The sequence below is a fragment of the Pedobacter mendelii genome (assembly GCF_014635725.1).
Classification (GTDB): Bacteria; Bacteroidota; Bacteroidia; order Sphingobacteriales; family Sphingobacteriaceae; genus Pedobacter; species Pedobacter mendelii.
The window spans coordinates 217,585-235,277 of record NZ_BMDJ01000003.1 but is presented as its reverse complement, the minus strand read 5'-3'; the positions used below and the strand labels follow the sequence as shown (position 1 = coordinate 235,277).

The 17,693-nt window shown below is 33.7% G+C and carries 11 protein-coding genes; 5 read left to right on the top strand and 6 right to left on the bottom strand.

Features of this window, described 5'->3' with window-relative positions:
* Positions 1-13 precede the first annotated feature (13 nt).
* A complete protein-coding gene (locus IEV50_RS07060; protein WP_188412539.1) occupies positions 14-892 on the bottom strand; it encodes a polysaccharide deacetylase family protein in 879 nt (292 codons plus the stop codon).
* Positions 893-1,283: 391 nt separating this feature from the next.
* Between IEV50_RS07060 and IEV50_RS07055 the strand changes: the two genes are divergently transcribed.
* Together IEV50_RS07055 and IEV50_RS07050 are read left to right on the top strand one after the other, a co-directional pair.
* Entirely contained in the window at positions 1,284-3,791 is a 2,508-nt protein-coding gene (locus tag IEV50_RS07055; protein WP_188412538.1) for a S9 family peptidase, read from the top strand.
* A 436-nt stretch (positions 3,792-4,227) separates the two neighbouring features.
* A complete protein-coding gene (locus IEV50_RS07050) occupies positions 4,228-4,953 on the top strand; it encodes a hypothetical protein (RefSeq protein WP_188412537.1) in 726 nt (241 codons plus the stop codon).
* A gap of 695 nt (positions 4,954-5,648) precedes the next feature.
* Here IEV50_RS07050 and IEV50_RS07045 read toward each other — a convergent pair.
* Entirely contained in the window at positions 5,649-6,485 is an 837-nt protein-coding gene (locus IEV50_RS07045) for a M57 family metalloprotease (RefSeq protein WP_188412536.1), read from the bottom strand.
* 123 nt (positions 6,486-6,608) lie between these two features.
* Here IEV50_RS07045 and IEV50_RS07040 point away from each other — a divergent pair, with 123 nt between their 5' ends.
* Positions 6,609-9,437, top strand: coding sequence for a S8 family peptidase (locus IEV50_RS07040; RefSeq protein WP_188412535.1), 2,829 nt, complete (start codon positions 6,609-6,611; stop codon positions 9,435-9,437).
* Between the two features lie 335 nt (positions 9,438-9,772).
* A complete protein-coding gene (locus tag IEV50_RS07035) occupies positions 9,773-11,431 on the top strand; it encodes a M28 family metallopeptidase (protein WP_188412534.1) in 1,659 nt (552 codons plus the stop codon).
* A gap of 198 nt (positions 11,432-11,629) precedes the next feature.
* Here the strand turns inward: IEV50_RS07035 and IEV50_RS07030 are convergent, their stop codons facing one another.
* The gene (locus tag IEV50_RS07030; RefSeq protein ID WP_188412533.1) at positions 11,630-12,283 is read right to left on the bottom strand and encodes a putative outer membrane beta-barrel protein; all 654 of its coding nucleotides are present in this window, start codon (positions 12,281-12,283) and stop codon (positions 11,630-11,632) included.
* 372 nt (positions 12,284-12,655) lie between these two features.
* On the opposite strand from IEV50_RS07030, the gene IEV50_RS07025 reads away from it, so the two are divergent.
* Positions 12,656-13,453 (top strand): hypothetical protein, encoded by a 798-nt coding sequence (locus IEV50_RS07025; RefSeq protein WP_188412532.1) that lies wholly within the window; start codon positions 12,656-12,658, stop codon positions 13,451-13,453.
* A gap of 164 nt (positions 13,454-13,617) precedes the next feature.
* Here IEV50_RS07025 and clpB read toward each other — a convergent pair whose 3' ends face one another.
* The 3 genes from clpB to IEV50_RS07010 all read right to left on the bottom strand — a co-directional run bounded on the left by clpB (position 13,618) and on the right by IEV50_RS07010 (position 17,683).
* Entirely contained in the window at positions 13,618-16,215 is a 2,598-nt protein-coding gene (gene clpB / locus IEV50_RS07020; protein ID WP_188412531.1) for an ATP-dependent chaperone ClpB, read from the bottom strand.
* 426 nt (positions 16,216-16,641) lie between these two features.
* On the bottom strand, positions 16,642-17,112 hold the full coding sequence (locus IEV50_RS07015; RefSeq protein ID WP_188412530.1) for a hypothetical protein: 471 nt from the start codon (positions 17,110-17,112) through the stop codon (positions 16,642-16,644).
* A 148-nt stretch (positions 17,113-17,260) separates the two neighbouring features.
* Entirely contained in the window at positions 17,261-17,683 is a 423-nt protein-coding gene (locus IEV50_RS07010; protein WP_188412529.1) for a hypothetical protein, read from the bottom strand.
* Positions 17,684-17,693 lie beyond the last annotated feature (10 nt).

The window sequence follows — 17,693 nt, the reverse complement described above, 5'->3', positions numbered from 1 at the left end:
ACTTAAATGAATTTTAGAAACTATTTTTAATGCTGTTACTCAATGTTTTCGGACTCCAGTAACCACTTGCTATAATTCTACGGATGGTAAATAAAGGATCTTTTTCATCACGTTTTGTTGATAACTGGTAAGCCATTCTAAAACCACGCTTTTTCAATTCCGGAATACCTTCTGCGTTCCATAAACCAAATGGATAAGCAAATTCAGTCATTGTTTTGCCTGTAATTTCTTCCAATTTTTTAGTTGGTTTATCCAATTGCTCTTCCCAGTCTTTACCGGCATATTTTTTAAAGTTTTTATGATCATAAGTATGTGAGCCGATTACATTACCTTCATCAGAAAGTTGTTTAATTTGCTCTTTAGTCATATAATCAACAAACTTTCCTTTTCGTCCGATGGAGACCGTCATGATAAAATAAACTGCCTTATAGCCAAGCTTATCTAAAGTTGGGCGCACAACAGTAAACTGATCTTCATCTGTGTCATCAAAAGTTAACATAATGGGTTTGCTTGGTAAAGCAGCGCCAGTATTTAAATAAGCGTAAAGTTGATTAGGCAAAATGGTATGGTAACCGCTATCAGCCAGCATTTTCATTTGATCTTTAAAATTTTGAATTTCAACGATATAATCTTTGCCTACTTTACCATCTGTCGGTTTCCAGTTTCTAACTTGGTGGTAACACAATATAGGGACTTGTTTTCTGGCTAAAATGGTTTTTGGATCGGCTACTTTTATTTTAGACACATCGATTTTACTTGCTGTTATTTCATTATCTGGTGTTGTTTGGTTTGTAGAATCGGCAACTTTGCTTCCTTCTGTTTTCGATTTAGATTGGCAACTTGCAAATAGAATTATGCTTGCAGATACAATCATTAAAAAGTTGAATTTCATATATAAGTATTTGGTACAAAACTATAAATTCTGCTAAAAAATATCCGTTAATTTAAATTGTGTTGATAAATACTTGGTTTTTCGAAAGGCTAGTTTTCCTCAAATTAAGTCAACATTATATTTATCGCTATTGTTATTCCAGTGCAGACGGAATCTAAATAATAAATGTCATCCAGCTTGTCGAATGACTTACAAAGACTGCCTTTTAGAGCGTTTCGACAAGCTCAACGTTGCAAGATCCAAAGACAAATTGGTTTATGATACAGATTCCTTAGGGCTTTCATTGTTTTTATGCGAATTATTTTAAGTAAAACTATCGCATTTATTACATCATCTATAAGCCTTATTTCCTGTTTATTGAATAATTTAGGCAACTCAAAATCAAGCATTAATGAATAAATTTTACAAACTCGTTTTATGCGCTCAACTTTTATCGTTTGCAGTTGCGGCACAAACCAAAACCTTTACCATAACCGAAAACGTACAGGCTCAACCTAAAGCAAATTATCAGCTTGCATCCAGATTTTCGCCTAACAAGCTAAAGAAAATGGTTTATTCAACTGCTGTAGATCCGCATTGGCTAAAATTAACTAACCGTTTTTGGTATACATTCGAAAGCCCGAAAGGTAAGTTTTGGTATTTGGTAGATCCTGCTGCAAAATCAAAAAAACTGATGTTTGATAACGCAAAAATCGCTGCGGATATCACCCTAATCGTTCGCGATCCATTTGATGCTGAACATTTACCTTTAGAAAATTTAAAATTCGCTGCTGATGAGAAAAGCGTTTCATTCGAGGTAAAAAGTTCTATTGATGAGTTAAAAAAAGATAGGAAGGATAAAAAAGCTGCAGATTCTATGCAGAAGAAAATTTATTCTTTTAAGTATGATTTAGCCACTACTAAACTTACAGAAGTCCCTAATTTCAGCAAACCAAAGCCAAAGCCAATGTGGGGTTCTGTATCGCCAGATTCATCGGCCATTATCTTTTCACGCAATTATAATTTGTATTGGATGGATAAAGAAAACTATAAAAAGGCTGTAAAAAATGAGGATGATAGTACAATTGTAGAACACCAGTTAACTAAAGATGGTGTTAAATTTTATTCTTACGGAAGTGATGGTGATGGAGAAAATAACGTAGAAAACGAAAAAAATAATAAAAAACGTAGAGGTGCCTATGTGCTTTGGTCTCCAAATGCCAAATATTTTGTTTTAGATAGAACCGATTCGCGTAAGGTTAAGGATTTATGGGTGATTAACAGCGTAACGCCAGGTCGCCCGACTTTAGAAACTTACAAATACCAAATGCCTGGCGAAGCAGAAGCGCCACAAGATGAAGTTTTGCTTTTCGATTTTACTGCCAAATCATATAAAAAACTAAACGTATCCGCATTTAAAGATCAGAGCGTTTCTATTTGGAGCAAACCATCATTAAATAAAGATAGAGATAATGAATTTCGCCCCTCGGTTTGGTTGGGTAACGATAGCAAATTTTATTTCTCCCGCACAAGTCGCGATTTAAAACGGATTGATATCGGCACAGTGGACATTGCGACCAGCAAGGTGACCCCTTTAATTGATGAACGTTTTAATACTTATGTTGAAGTGAACAGACCAGGTTTAGTTAACGATGGAAATGAATTAATACATTGGAGCGAACGCGATGGTTGGGCACATTTTTATTTGTTTGATGGAAACGGAAAACTTAAAAATCAAATTACGAAAGGCGCTTTTCATTGCGAAAGTATTGTAAATATCGATGAGAAAAACCGTGTGCTTTATTTTACTGCAAATGGGAGAGAAGTCAAAGAAGATCCTTATTATCTGCATTTATACAGCATTAATTTTGATGGCTCGAACATGAAGTTATTAAATGCAGGTGATTTCGATCACTTATCAAGTTTAAATGATAACAACACTTATTTTGTTGATAATTATTCGAGGGTGAATACGGCACCAAAATCTACACTTTATGATAAGCAGGGTAAGAAAGTAATGGATTTGGAAACTACAGATTTATCGTTATTAATGGCTGCGGGTTACAAATTTCCTGAACCTTTTAAAGTTAAGGCTGATGATGGTATTACCGATTTATACGGTGTAATGTATAAACCATTCGATTTCGATCCGAATAAAAAATATCCTATAATTGAGTACGTTTATCCTGGCCCGCAAACAGAAGCTGTAAACAAAGCGTTTAGCAAAAGCATGGATCGTACCGAACGCCTTGCGCAATTTGGCTATATTGTTATTACAGTTGGTAATCGTGGCGGTAATCCTTCCCGCTCGAAATGGTACCATACTTATGGTTATGGCAATCTTCGCGATTATGGTTTGGCCGATAAAAAAACTGCCATTGAGCAATTGGCGGCAAAATATTCCTTCATAGATGATGATAAAGTTGGTATTACAGGTCATTCTGGTGGTGGTTTTATGTCTACCGCGGCAATGTTGGTTTATCCCGATTTCTTTAAAGCTGCCGTAAGTAATTCAGGTAATCATGATAATAGCATTTACAATCGGTGGTGGAGCGAAAAACATCATGGTGTTAAAGAGATTATTAGTCCGAAAGGAGATACAACTTTTAAATATAATATTGAAAAGAACCCAGATTTAGCTAAAAACTTAAAAGGTCATTTACTTTTAATGACAGGAGATGTTGATAATAACGTTCATCCGGCTAATACAATTAGGGTTGCAAATGCTTTAATTAAAGCAGGAAAACGTTTTGATATGCTTATTGTACCCGGACAACGCCACGGTTATGGCGATTTAACCGAATATGCATTTTGGAAACTTGCCGATCATTTTAATAAATATTTAATCGGCGATTTTTCTGATCCCAGTGAAGTCGATTTGGTTGAAATGGATAGAGATATAGAACAGAATGGGAAGTAAAATTCTGCAAACGTTATGCTAAATATATCAACTTATCTGTTTGATGGGGGTATAAACCAATAAAATCCACATAAACTATTTCAATTTCAACTATTAGGTTATATCTGGTTGGTGGATGCACCAACCAGTAATTTAATCCGGAAAACCATAAAGCAATGCATCAGCTAATTTTAGTTTTCAACGCCAACCCGCTTAAATAAAATATTTTTTTTTTGAAAATTTATTTATTTTTCCAATATTGCTTTAAGATTTCACAACATCAATCGTTCTGAAATCATCCCTAAAAAGATCATAAATAGAAAATTGGTCTTTGCCATTCGGCTCATTTTTAAGCAATACACATTCCCGCTTTGCTTAAAATATCTAAACAGATTTGTGCAAATCCAAAAAAAAATCTTTCCTGCAATAATTAATTTTTAAACTTAGAAACAATATTATGGGATTAACATCAGAAACAGGAAATGCAAAACAACTGGCCGGATTCGAAGATTTTATAGCACAAATTACAGCCTTGGGTACATTATATAATCCGCCGAAGCCCGAATTAAGGATACTTAACCTGCAAGAAAAATTAACTGAAGCAAAAATTGCAATGAGGGATATTAGTATTGCTATGCCCCCTTTTAGTTTAGCAGTAGACAAACAAGTGCTGGTTTTTAAATCTTTAAATAATAAAATTACCAGAAGCTTAAATTATTTTAAAGTTTGCATCAGCAACCCTAAAGAAATAGAAACGGCAAAAAGCCTGGCAGATAAAATTAGGGGTTTTCAGAGAAAGAAGAAAGTACCTGTTTCGGCTAATAAACCCGCAAACAAAAGTATTTCACAGTCGCGTATGTCTTACGATAATAGAATAGAAAACTTAAAGCAATATATCGATGTGTTGGCTTTGAGTAATGTCTACCTTAATCCTGGAAATGATATTGAGCTAGACGACTTAAGAATAATTTTAAACCAGATGGAAGATACCAATAGGACTGTTGCAATAACAAAGTTGCCGCTTGAGGTGGTGCGTAAAAAACGCGATATTATTTTTTATGCACCAGTAGAAGGTATTGCCGATTTAGTGTTAAGTGTTAAAAGTTATTTGAAGGCAACATTACAAAAAAGTAATCCTTTTTATAATGCATTAATGGGTTTTACATTTAAAAAAAGAGCTTAACATTAACTTAAATCAATAAATTGAGTTCGGAGTGTTTAACAAACCGAACTCATCTTATATCAATAGCTAATAAGTTTGGTTATAACTAAGCCAATAAGAAACTTTTCTTCTTTAAATAAGTCCTGGCCAAATAATCAATAATGACAAATTTAACATCAATATTAAGCTTGCTCGCATCAATTGGGTAGTGGCAGAAATCGTTATCATTTAGTCAAAGTTCATTATTATCATGTCCTTCATCATTATGGCGGTGTCAAAAATCATTATTGCTTAGGTATAGGTTATTATTACTATGTTTTCAGTCATTATTTAGGTGGCGGCGGTAATTATGCTGCTGTCATAAATTAATAGGGATTATTATAGCTTTAGTTTGAACTTAAAATAAATGAAAACATGTTTTTTATATGGTTACATCTAAATTTTTTAATGGTTAACTTAAATTTATGCAACTTGCAATGCCTGATTGTAGATTTTTTTGGTAAAAATTTCAAAATTAAAGGTGTTAATTAGAAGTAATTGTGTTTTAAGTTTCGAGTTGTGCTGTAAAACAGAAAAAAAATAGGGATAAAACAAATTTTAATATGATTTCTTAAATCATTATATGGTTGTAATAAGCTGGAAATTTATGAAAAAAGCAAAGAAGCCCCGAATAATCGAGGCTTCTTTGTTTAAGAATAATACGTAAACTTAAATTTTTATTTATATAAGTAGTTTACTGCAATTACATCGTTCGAGTTAAAGGTGCGGTTACCACCATTAGAACAAGCAAGCATAAAAGATTCAGCATCAGCTGTAGATGGTGTTCCTGGAATACGAACCGCACCAACATTAGAAGCACCTTCGTTCGAAGCTGCTCCACCACAAGAGTAAGCTCTGTTCATGTAATCCGTGTGACGAAAACCGATACAGTGGCCAACTTCATGCTGCAATACAGAAGCTAAGTAAAGTAAATTAGGGTTAGAACCATAAGCAGCTGAATTGGTGTTCATCCTGATTTGGTTAAAGGGATTACCACTTGAAGTTGGAAAACCTGCCGACCCTAAAGTAATGTAACCACCACTTGGACCTTCATTAAAGCCAACTACATCTATACTACCTTTAGCACTGCCGCTAGCTCTTTGAAAAGTTATGCGTAAGCCTAAAGAATTATATCTCGAAATCATAGTATTAACAGCATCACTATATACCTGTGGTAAGTTGGTAACTGATACGGTAATTACTCTTGGTAAAGATTTTACAACATTTGTGGTTCGGTACTGCTCTGTTTCTGCAATATTTAAATTAGGGCTGCTAGATGCATCTGATAAATTTTCTTCGGTTAAAAGAATATCATTTTCAACAAGATAACCTCCTTCAACTTTACGTGCACTGGTAACACTGAAGCCTAATGCTTTTATTTGTGATAATGTGCTAGCAGAAATTTCAGTTTTTGTTTCAGGAGTAATTAAATCTGTATTATTACTCTTACATGATGTAATGAAAATGAGCGAAAAAAATAGCGCTGTTAGGGTTAGGGAATTTAAATTTTTCATACTAGTTAAAATTAGTTAGTTTTAGTCAGAATTTAGTTAGTTAATTATGTTTACGTATTACCTTCTTAAGCCTAATTTAATGACTAAAATGATGTAAACAAAATTTTACAATAAAAATATTATTTGAGAGTCATATCTATATACTTAGTTCTATTAATTTGTCTATCTGTACAAGCTTTAAACGCACAGGTACAACATATAGGAATTGAAAAAAAAATTCAAAAATATGTAGATCGAACTAATATTGTTCCTATCCAACAAGCTGAAAATTTAATTTTAGTTGATTTTAAACGCGTACTAAATGCGAAAGAAATTGAGGAATTAAAACCCAGAAAAAGTATTTCAGCAACCTGTTTTATTGTTGAAAAACAAAGCTATGTAAGCTTAGTAAATGATGTAAATTTCGAGGCCAAAGCTAATGGATTATGGAAGGCAAGCGATCCTTTAATTAAATTACTGGAAAATAGCTTTAAAAAGGACTATTTAATATTGGCTAGGCTTGCATTTAAAGTATATAGTAATCAACCGCCAGCCTTTTTAAAATCGTATAAAATTGCCAATTACGATGTTGAAAACAGATTAGCAAAAATTTATATTAATGCGTACGATTTGTATCAGCTACTGTTTCGGGAAGAAATTCTATATGCTGATATAGAACAGGTGGCAAAGCCAGATGTTGTAATTAATGGAATAGATTTAGGGTTAAACCAGGTTTCAAACGCACGTGTTGCTTATCCGGCAATAGATGGTGCTGGAGTTAATATATCTTTCAAAGAAGGTATGTATGATACAAAAGATTTGGATTTACTTGGCAAAACAATTTCAGGAAGTTTAATCGCTAGTCCGATAACCACCCATGCAACAATTATGGCTTCTTTAGCTTTAGGAAGCGGAAATTCTTTTATTAGGGGTATGGGGGTTGCGCCAGTAGCAAGGTTAGCTTTTTCTAGCTTTGCCAATTTAATGCCTGATGAGATTGCAAATTTAAGGGCTTTAAATATTCGATTACAAAACCATTCCTATGGAACTGACTTGGAAAATGTTTATGGCATTGAGGCGGCGGCTTATGATAAGCAGGTTTATGAAACCGATACCATTGTTCATATATTTTCTGCAGGGAATAAAGGTACATCAACACCAGGTTTAGGTTCTTATAAAGATTTAACAGCCAAAGCAAATTTAACCGGAAATTTTAAACAAGCTAAAAATCTGCTTGTAATTGGTGGCATTAACAGGGATAACCTTTCTGAAACATTAAGTAGCAGAGGACCTGCCTATGATGGAAGGGTAAAGCCAGAATTGGTTGCACTTGGTGAAGATGGAACTTCGGGTTCTGCTGCAGTTACGAGTGGATCGGTAGCTTTATTAGAACAATATTATCTTAATAAGAATGGCAAAAGTCCATCTTCAGCGCTAATCAGGTCTATTTTAATTAATGCTGCAGATGATTTGGGCAATCCTCAGGTAGATTACATATATGGCTATGGAAAAGTAAATGTTTATCAGGCATTAAAAACTTTAGATGAAAATAGATTTATAGGTAGCGAAGTGCAAAAAAATCAGGATTTAGTTATTCCATTAAGTGTTCCGGCTAACGTAGCAGAAGTTAAGGCAACTATAACCTGGAACGATCCGCCTGCAGCGGTAAATGCTGTACAGAGTTTGGTCAATCGATTGGAAATGAGCGTGGAAAATCCTGCTGGAGGATTAACTTTACCATGGGTTTTAAGTAATTTTCCTAATCTCGATTCATTGAATAAGCCAGCCGTTCAAAAGAAAGATTTGTTAAATAATATTCAGCAGGTATCATTAAATCAACCTGAAAATGGCAATTATAAAATTCATGTTAAAGGTGCCGGAATAACTCAAAGTACAGGGCAGCGTTTTTATTTAGCCTACAGTTACAAATTCAATAATACTTTTAGCTTCATCAGCCCTGAAAAAGATGAGTTTTTCTTTGCCGGCGAGGATAATTATATCCGTTGGGAGAATACCTTTGCCGCACAAACAGGAGTATTGTCTGTGAGTTATGATGATGGCAAAACCTGGAACTCAATTAATACTTCTGTCGATTTAAGCAAAGGATTTTACAAGTGGGCTGCACCGAATCTTTTTTCAAAAGCAATGGTGAAAATGGAAGTTAGCGGAAATGTTGTTTTTAGTAAGTCTTTCGTATTATCTGCTCCACGGAATTTAACTGTGGGCTACGCCTGTGCAGATGCTGTTGTATTAAATTGGAATTCTCAGCCAAATGCAAAAGATTATACACTTTATACCATTTTTGATAATAAATTATCACCTTTTTTAAACACCGCAGATACAATTATAAAGTTAGATAAAGCAAAAATAATGGGCAATTATTTTGCTGTGGCTGCAAACGGGAATGGTTTTTCGGGATTGAAAAGTTATACGATTGACTACACCCAACAAGGTGTTTCTTGTTATACCAGAAGTTTATCTGCTTCTGTAGTCGCTGGTCAGAAAATTCAGCTCGATTTAAGCATCGGTACCACGCTTGATTTGAAAAACATTATTTGGGAGAAACAAGCAGGGGTAAATACATTTATTGTATTGAAACAAACTAACGTATCTGGAAATCAGCTTAACTATTCTATTTTTGATGAAAATCCCAAAAATGGTCTTCAGTTTTACAGGGTAACTTTTGAAACCACAAATGGAAAAATAATTAGTGATTTAGTTTCAGTTGTATTTTTAAAACCTGATGATTTTTCATTCTATCCAAATCCGGTAACGGATTACCTAACCATATTGAGTGGCTCATTTGATGATTACAGCCTTTCTGTTTTTAACATATTAGGGCAAAAAGTATTCGATGGGCGTGCCACAAGTTCGAATAAATTTGATTTGAGCAAACTCTCCTCGGGTGTTTATGTTGGTGTTATTATTAAGAATGGACAACAATTAAACAAATTCAAAATTATTAAGAATTAAGATTTTTTAAACGTATAGATATTTGTTTAATGATAATTCTTTGTAATTTATACGACTTATCTCTTTGAGCCTGTCGAAACGCTGTATGGCAAAAGTTCCCGATAAGTTACCATTGAATGGTAGACATTATTTTGGTCAAACCGTAATTTTGATCGCAGTGGAGAAATCTTTGGATTGTATTCTCTGGTTCAAAGATTTTATCATTATGCTACGTTGCAGTCGAAATGACGAACTTTTAATTAAAGTCATTTATATTGATTTTTATGAAATAAATTAACCCCTCAAACAAGTAAAAGTTCCTATTGAAATTTAAACAGTTTATAAAAATAGATGTTATGAAAAACCATATAGCGCTTGCAGCTTGCGCATTAATATTTTTGGCTGCATGTAAGCAAGAAGGCAAAAATGATGATTCTTATGGATCGCCGGATTCTTCAGCGATAAAAGCCATTAACGATTCAAGCCTAAGCAAATACTTATCTGTGATTGCAGCCGATAGTTTAGAAGGACGAAAACCCTTTACCAGTGGAGAAACAAAAACCATTAATTACCTGAAAGGTGAGTTTGAGCAACTGGGTTTGAAACCTGGCAATGGCGATAGCTATTTTCAGGAAGTGCCTATGGTAGAAATAAAATCGATTCCTGATGATAAAATGCTCATTAAAGGCAAGTCGGTTAGTTTATCTTTAAATTATTTAACAGAATTCGTGGCAGGTTCTCGTCGTGTTCAGAATGAAGTTAGTATAAAAAACTCGCCTTTGGTTTTTGCTGGCTATGGGATTATTGCACCTGAGTATGGCTGGAACGATTATAAAAATCTGGATGTGAAAGGCAAAACCGTTGTTGTGCTGATTAACGACCCAGGTTTCTCAGATTCTACTTTGTTTAAAGGCAAAAACATGACGTATTACGGTCGTTGGACTTATAAGTTTGAAGAAGCTTCAAGACAAGGTGCGGCTGGGATTTTAATCATCCACGATACAGCACCGGCAGCTTATCCCTGGACAGTTGTTCGTAGCGGTTGGTCTAAATCTAAACTAACTTTACAAACTGAAGATAATGGTATGAATAGAACTGTTGTTGAGGGTTGGATTGGCTTGGATATAGCGAAGAAACTATTTGCTTTAGGCGGTCAATCTTTTGAAGCTTTGGTTGCAGCTGCTCGCAAGAAGGACTTTAAAGCAGTAGATTTAAATTTAACTACATCGTTAACAGTTAAAAATAAAATTAAAAAATCGGTAACTTATAATGTTTTAGCTTTAATTCCTGGTGATAAACTTAAAAATGAAGCAATTATTTATTCAGCACATTGGGACCATTTAGGTATTGGCGAAAAAGTTCAGGGCGATTCAATTTACAATGGTGCTGTTGATAATGCGACTGGTGTAGCATCGCTTTTCGAAATCGCTTCAGCTTTTAAAAAATTACCTAAAAATCCAGAAAGAACAATTCTATTTATTTCGTACACTGCGGAGGAGCAAGGTTTACTGGGTTCAGAATATTATGCAAAGCACCCAACTTTTCCATTGAATAAAACAGTTGCGAACATTAACATGGATATGATGGGGCTTGCGGGTAAAACTAAAGATATTGTGGTGTATGGTTATGGTCAATCAGAATTAGAAGATTTTGCAGCAGTATCGGCGAAAAAACAAAACCGTGTAATTGTTCCTGATCCCGTTCCTTCTTCAGGATTATATTATCGTTCCGATCATTTTAATCTCGCTAAAGTTGGTGTTCCGTCTTTGTTCACAGGTTCTGGCATAGATAATATTAAAAACGGTAGAGAATGGGGCTTACAACAAGTTGCAAACTTTACCAAAAATCGATATCATTCGCCTCAGGACAATTTTGATTCAAAAACTTGGGATTTATCTGGCATTGTGGAAGATGTGCGGATGTTATTTGATATGGGTTATCGCTTAAGCGATGAAACTATTTATCCAAAATGGAAAGATGGCTCGGAGTTTAAATCGATACGTGAAAAGAAATAGTTTATTTATGTTGTCACATTGAGCTTGTCGAAATGCTTTTGAAGTACTTATATGGCTTTGACAGGATCGGCCTGACAATTGATTAGACAGCTTACTGACATCAGTAAAAGAGAGAGCCGCAAATTCGCAGATTAAAGAATCTGCAAATTTGCGGCTAAATAAATTAGAATTACTTATTTTAATTTACATCCAATTTAATTAAAATAGGATATAAATTTTAAATCCTAAATTATTTATAAAACCCTGGCTATTAAAGTTAAATGAAGTATTTTTAGATGTATAGGCAGTTAAATTTGTACCCTGTGTTTGTTCAGTAGAGTTATATGCAATATCTGCAGATAATAAGCTCGTTTCCAATGCAAATCTTTTTCCTAAAAACCAGGTAACGCCGCCATAAGCACCTAAAGTGTAACTATTGCTTGTATAATCCTGCGATATATTATTTGAATTTAATGGTTGCGACTGATTTTGAGTTCCGTGGGCGTAACCTGCTTTACCGCCAGCATAGGCAAACAAAGTTTTTACTATTGGAAAATACTTTTGATAAGATACATTTCCCCCATAACTTTTAAAGGTTTGCTCAGTAACACCGGTAGAATTAATGGTATTTTGACTATAAGTTGCCTCGATGCCAATTTTACTATTATCCTTAATAAAATAGCCATAACCTAACGAAAATAAATTGCTTTTTTGCTCAGTTATTTGTTCGGTTTGATTTAGATTTTTATAACTGTTTTTGTTGGTTGTTGCGTTAATACCAAAGCTAAGGGCATTAGTTCCTTTGGTTTGCGCAAATCCGGTCATGCCAAGGCATAATACTGCCATGGCAGTAATTAATAATTGTTTTTTCATTTGTGTGTTTTTTATGTGTATGTAATGATAAATAAAAAAAACACTAAAGAACTATTAGTTTAGTTTAATTATGTGTAAGTTGTTGTAAATCAAAACTAAATTTTACATCTGTAAGTAGAATGTTACTTTATTTAGAGTTTTATGATTCTGCCGCTTAGATAAGCTCATGAAAAAAAGTATCCGCAGATTATATTGAATTTGAGAAGTAATCTCTGTAATCTTAAATAATAGAAATATTCTGTATCATTTCAGGAGCGATAAAATCTCTTTAAAATACCAATTAGTAAGTATTTTTTACCGATTATAAATTACTTAGTTTTAATAAATCCTTGTACATCCACGCGATTTTAAGATATACCTAAATTCATAACTATGTTCTCAAATACTGGAATAATTTCGTTTTGCCTATATTTATTCTTCATTATCATAGGCTTATTATCGATTTTTATTGTTTATAAATTGATTAAGAAAGGCGATTTAGCTGATAATAGTCTAAATAAATTTGTCGAATATTTTAAATGGGTAATTGTTACACTCGCTATAAGCACTGTTACTTTAATTATTAGCGACCTGTTTAAAGAACGGGAACAAGATATTAAAGAACTTGAATATTTCGATAAATATGTAAAACATGTTATAAACGAAGACTCTGCATTGGTCAGATTGCAACTCTCTAAGTATTTATCAATTGTTGCCCCTAATGGCGAAATGAAAAAATCATGGGCCAATTATTATGATACAATCAAGAGAGAATATCAGGAATATTTAATGGCTAGAAAAGATACGACAATAAAGGATTCAAATTCTAAACCTTCTTTAGAACGATTAGAGAAAATTGATGAAAATAAGGAAAAGGTTAAGCTTTTTGAAACTCCTCTTTCAAGCATTTCAAAAGGAGTAGAAGAGGCAAAGAAGTTTGAAGAAATAGGTTTTAAAGCACTTTTAGAAAGAGATATAAATACTTCAATTACTGCATTTAATCAAGGAGAAGAGGCATGGCATGGATATCATGATCTTTTTGGTATTGTTGGATATTTAACGAAAAACAGAGATAAATTATTAGATAAAAACTCGACTTATTGGATTACTACTTATCGAACAATACTCTCAACCTACTCATGGAAAATGCCTGTGAATTATAAAATTAAACTTCAGGAGGAGTTAAAGTAAATAAGTTATAAAGTGCTACCCTTATAAATAAAATAGCTAAACTTCCAATAGCAATTATGGTTTAAAATTAACTTTAAAGCTATGTGATGCATAGCAATACAAAGCCGCAGATTGGCAGATTAATAGTAATCTGCCAATCTGTGGATACCAATATAAAATTAGAATTACTTATTCTGGTTTAAAAACACGAAGTTATTATCAAACATATCCAGCTTTATCTTGCTATCCTTATCAACTTTTCCTGATAGGATTTCTTTCGATAGTTCATTTAAAATTCTTTTCTGAATAACTCTTTTCAATGGTCTTGCACCAAACTGAGGGTCGTAACCTAATTGCGCTAACCAATCGAGCGCTTCATTACTAGCTTCCATTTCAATACCCATTTCAGCTAAAGTATGCTGTACTTGTTTAAACTGTAAACTCACAATATCTCTAATTTCGTTGCGGTTTAATGGTGTAAACATTATGAGTTCATCAATACGGTTTAAAAACTCAGGACGAATAGTTTGTTTCAATACTTCGAACAACTCATTTTTAGTTTTTGCTATTACTTCATCTCTGTTATCATCATTTAAATCTTTAAAATTATCTTGAATTAAATGTGCACCAATATTAGATGTCATGATGATGATGGTGTTTTTAAAATTAACCGTTCTACCCTTATTATCCGTTAAACGGCCATCGTCTAAAACCTGCAGTAAAATATTAAAAACATCTGGATGCGCTTTTTCAATCTCATCAAGCAACACAACTGAGTAAGGTTTACGCCTAACTGCTTCTGTTAATTGTCCACCTTCATCGTAACCAACATAGCCCGGAGGCGCACCGATTAAGCGTGAAACTGCATGGCGCTCCTGGTATTCACTCATGTCTATACGTGTTAAAGCATTTTCATCGTTGAATAAAAATTCGGCCAAAGCTTTTGCCAATTCTGTTTTACCTACACCTGTAGTACCTAAGAATATAAATGAACCAATCGGTTTGCGTTTATCTTGTAAACCAGCACGAGAGCGACGAATGGCATCAGAAATGGCTTCAATTGCTTCATCTTGTCCGGCAACACGTTGGTGTAGTTCAGCTTCAAGATTTAGTAATTTTTCACGTTCACTTGCAATCAGTTTTGTAACCGGAATGCCTGTCCAACGCCCAACCACGCCAGCTATATCATCAGCAGTAACTTCTTCTTTAAGCATTCTGCTATCGCTCTGTTGACTTTCTAAAGTGGCTTTCAGTTTATCGAAAGTGTCCTGAGCCTCTTTAATTTTGCCATAACGAATTTCAGCAACTTTACCATAATCACCTGCACGTTCGGCTTGTTCAGCTTCTAATTTATAATGCTCTATTTGTTCTAATTGATTGTTAATGTTATCAACCAAATCTTTTTCGCCTTGCCATTTGGCTTTTAATTCATCACGTTCAGCCGATAAGTTTGCTATTTCTTCCGATAAATCTTTAACTTTTTTATCGTCTTTTTCTCTTTTAATTGCTTCACGTTCTATTTCTAAACGCATAATTTCACGGTCTAACGCATCTACATTTTCTGGTACAGAATCCATTTCCATACGCAATTTCGATGCGGCTTCATCCATTAAATCAATCGCTTTGTCAGGTAAAAAACGGTCGGCAATATAACGCTGGCTCATTTCTACAGCCGCAATAATCGCCTCATCCTTAATCCTCACTTTATGGTGGGTTTCATAACGTTCTTTCAGTCCTCGTAGAATAGAAATCGCATCTTGTGTATCAGGCTCATTAACCATAACTTTTTGGAAACGGCGTTCCAAAGCTTTGTCTTTTTCTAAATATTTCTGATATTCATCCAAAGTTGTTGCACCAATTGCACGTAATTCGCCACGAGCCAATGCTGGCTTTAAAATATTGGCGGCATCCATTGCGCCTTCGCCACCACCGGCACCCACTAAAGTGTGTATCTCATCGATAAATAAAATGATATCGCCATCGCTTTGCGTAACTTCTTTAACCACAGCTTTTAAACGCTCTTCAAACTCGCCTTTGTACTTTGCACCGGCGATAAGTGAACCCATATCTAAAGAATAAACCGTTTTACTTTTTAAGTTTTCGGGTACATCTCCTTTAATAATTCTGAAAGCAATACCTTCTGCAATTGCGGTTTTACCCACACCTGGTTCACCAATTAAAATCGGGTTGTTTTTTGTTCTACGAGATAAAATCTGTATTACACGTCTAATTTCTTCATCGCGACCAATAACAGGGTCTAGCTTTCCGCTTTCTGCATATTCATTTAAATTTCGGGCATATTTATTTAAAGCCTGATAAGTTGCTTCAGCATTCTGGTCGGTTACGCGGTTATCTCCACGCAATTCTGTTATGGCCTTTTTAAGGTCCTTTTCATTTACGCCTTGCTCTTTTAATAATTTCGAAGTGCTATCATTAACGGCTAAAATGCCCAATAATAAATGCTCTACAGAAACAAACTCATCTTTAAATTCTTTTAAAAATGTTTGTGCTTTTTGCAAAACGCTATTGGTATTTGATGACAAATAGACATTGCTTCCACTCACTTTCGGGAATTTGGCAATTTCTAAATCTAAATTTTGGTTTAATGAGTTAAGGTTAACATTCAGTTTTTTTAATACATACGAAACCACGTTTTCATCAACAGTAAGCAAACCTTTAAGTAGGTGCGCTGTTTCAATAGCTTGTTGCTGATTGCCCTGAGCTATTTCAGAAGCCTGTTGAATTGCTTCCTGGGCTTTTATTGTAAAATTGTTGAGGTTCATATTCCTTTACGTTCAAAACAAATGCCATGGCAAGTTTAATTTTATAATCGGAAATTTTGTCGGTAAGGTTAAGATTATTGTGACTAATTTTCTGATTTTTAGTTATTTAGCCTGAAATTTTGACGTGTTTGTAAAACAACAAGCCTCACGCAGAAAATTACAATTTAATTGTTTCATATTAGAGCTATTATTCATTTATGGATGACCTATCTCTTAATGCCAATACAAAAAGTATAGGTGGCTTTTGAGTGCAAAACCCCTTTTTAAAAATGATTATGAAGAGAAAAAGCAATATTATTAAGCAGCTCTATAAATTGAAATAAAAAAACTCTTTCTGTAGAGTAGTTTTTATAAAACATAAAGGGGCGGAAGCCCCCTTATGTTTTATAAAATTTTTGGTTAAGAAATAGAAAATAATCGTATTATTTAATTAATGATTTTCGAGGGCAATGTTTTATATGAATAAATTTCTGGGCTAAATAAAACTATTGCTCTATTTGGAGCAAAATTAACTAATTCTGGCGGGATTAAATTTTGCCATTGCAGTTCAAATTCCTTATTTAATCCATTTTTTATAGTATTATCGTTCATGTTTTTTAACAGGAATGGAAGCCACAGTTTTTTATTTTTATACTTTATGAAATCAATTTCCTTTATTTTTTCTTCAAATTTAGACCCCTCAAATAAATTGCTCATCTCAGGTGTACTATTATATTTTATATAATCAGCTTTTCCAGATGCATTTACAGATATTACAAAAGAAAATATAAATGCTTTTCCTCTATTTTCAGTTTTTTCTAAAATAGAAAATTGTTCTGGTCGCATTTTAAGGATTTTCTCAAACTTCTCCCGTAAAAATGTATCTCTAACTTGGGCTTCACTTTTAGTTGCTATCATTAGAAAGAACAAAAAAAGTGAAGTGATTACAATCTTTTTATAGATCATATTTTTATTATTTTTAAATATTCGCTTGGAGTTCAAAATTTAGATATTATAACCTGAGCAAACTTTACGCTCTTAATTGATGTAGAGAATATTACTGATATTAATATTTGATTTCAGCAAGAAACAACATGACTGGGTTGACCCTAAATCTCTTATTTGGAAGAACCTCAACCATATTGAGTTTGTACTTTTTATCAAAGCCTTTCCCCTCCTCCCAAATTAATTTTGATAACTCTTTCCAACTTATATAAACAAAAGGTGGTTTATCGATATATGCATTTTTTGCTGCAGTATCGGTAAAATATATAAAAGTGATATCTCTATCGTAATTAGAAATACATCTGCAGTAGAAATTAAAGTAAGTCCATACGCCCTCTTCTCCCATTTCAAAAATTCTATTATCTTTTTGAATGTTCATAGTATCTGCAAGAAAATATATCGACTTTGTGATTTCTTGAGCCGAAACTAATTTCGAACTAAAAAGAATTAGTAAGAGACTAATGATTTTCAAAATATTTTTCATCCTAATAGAT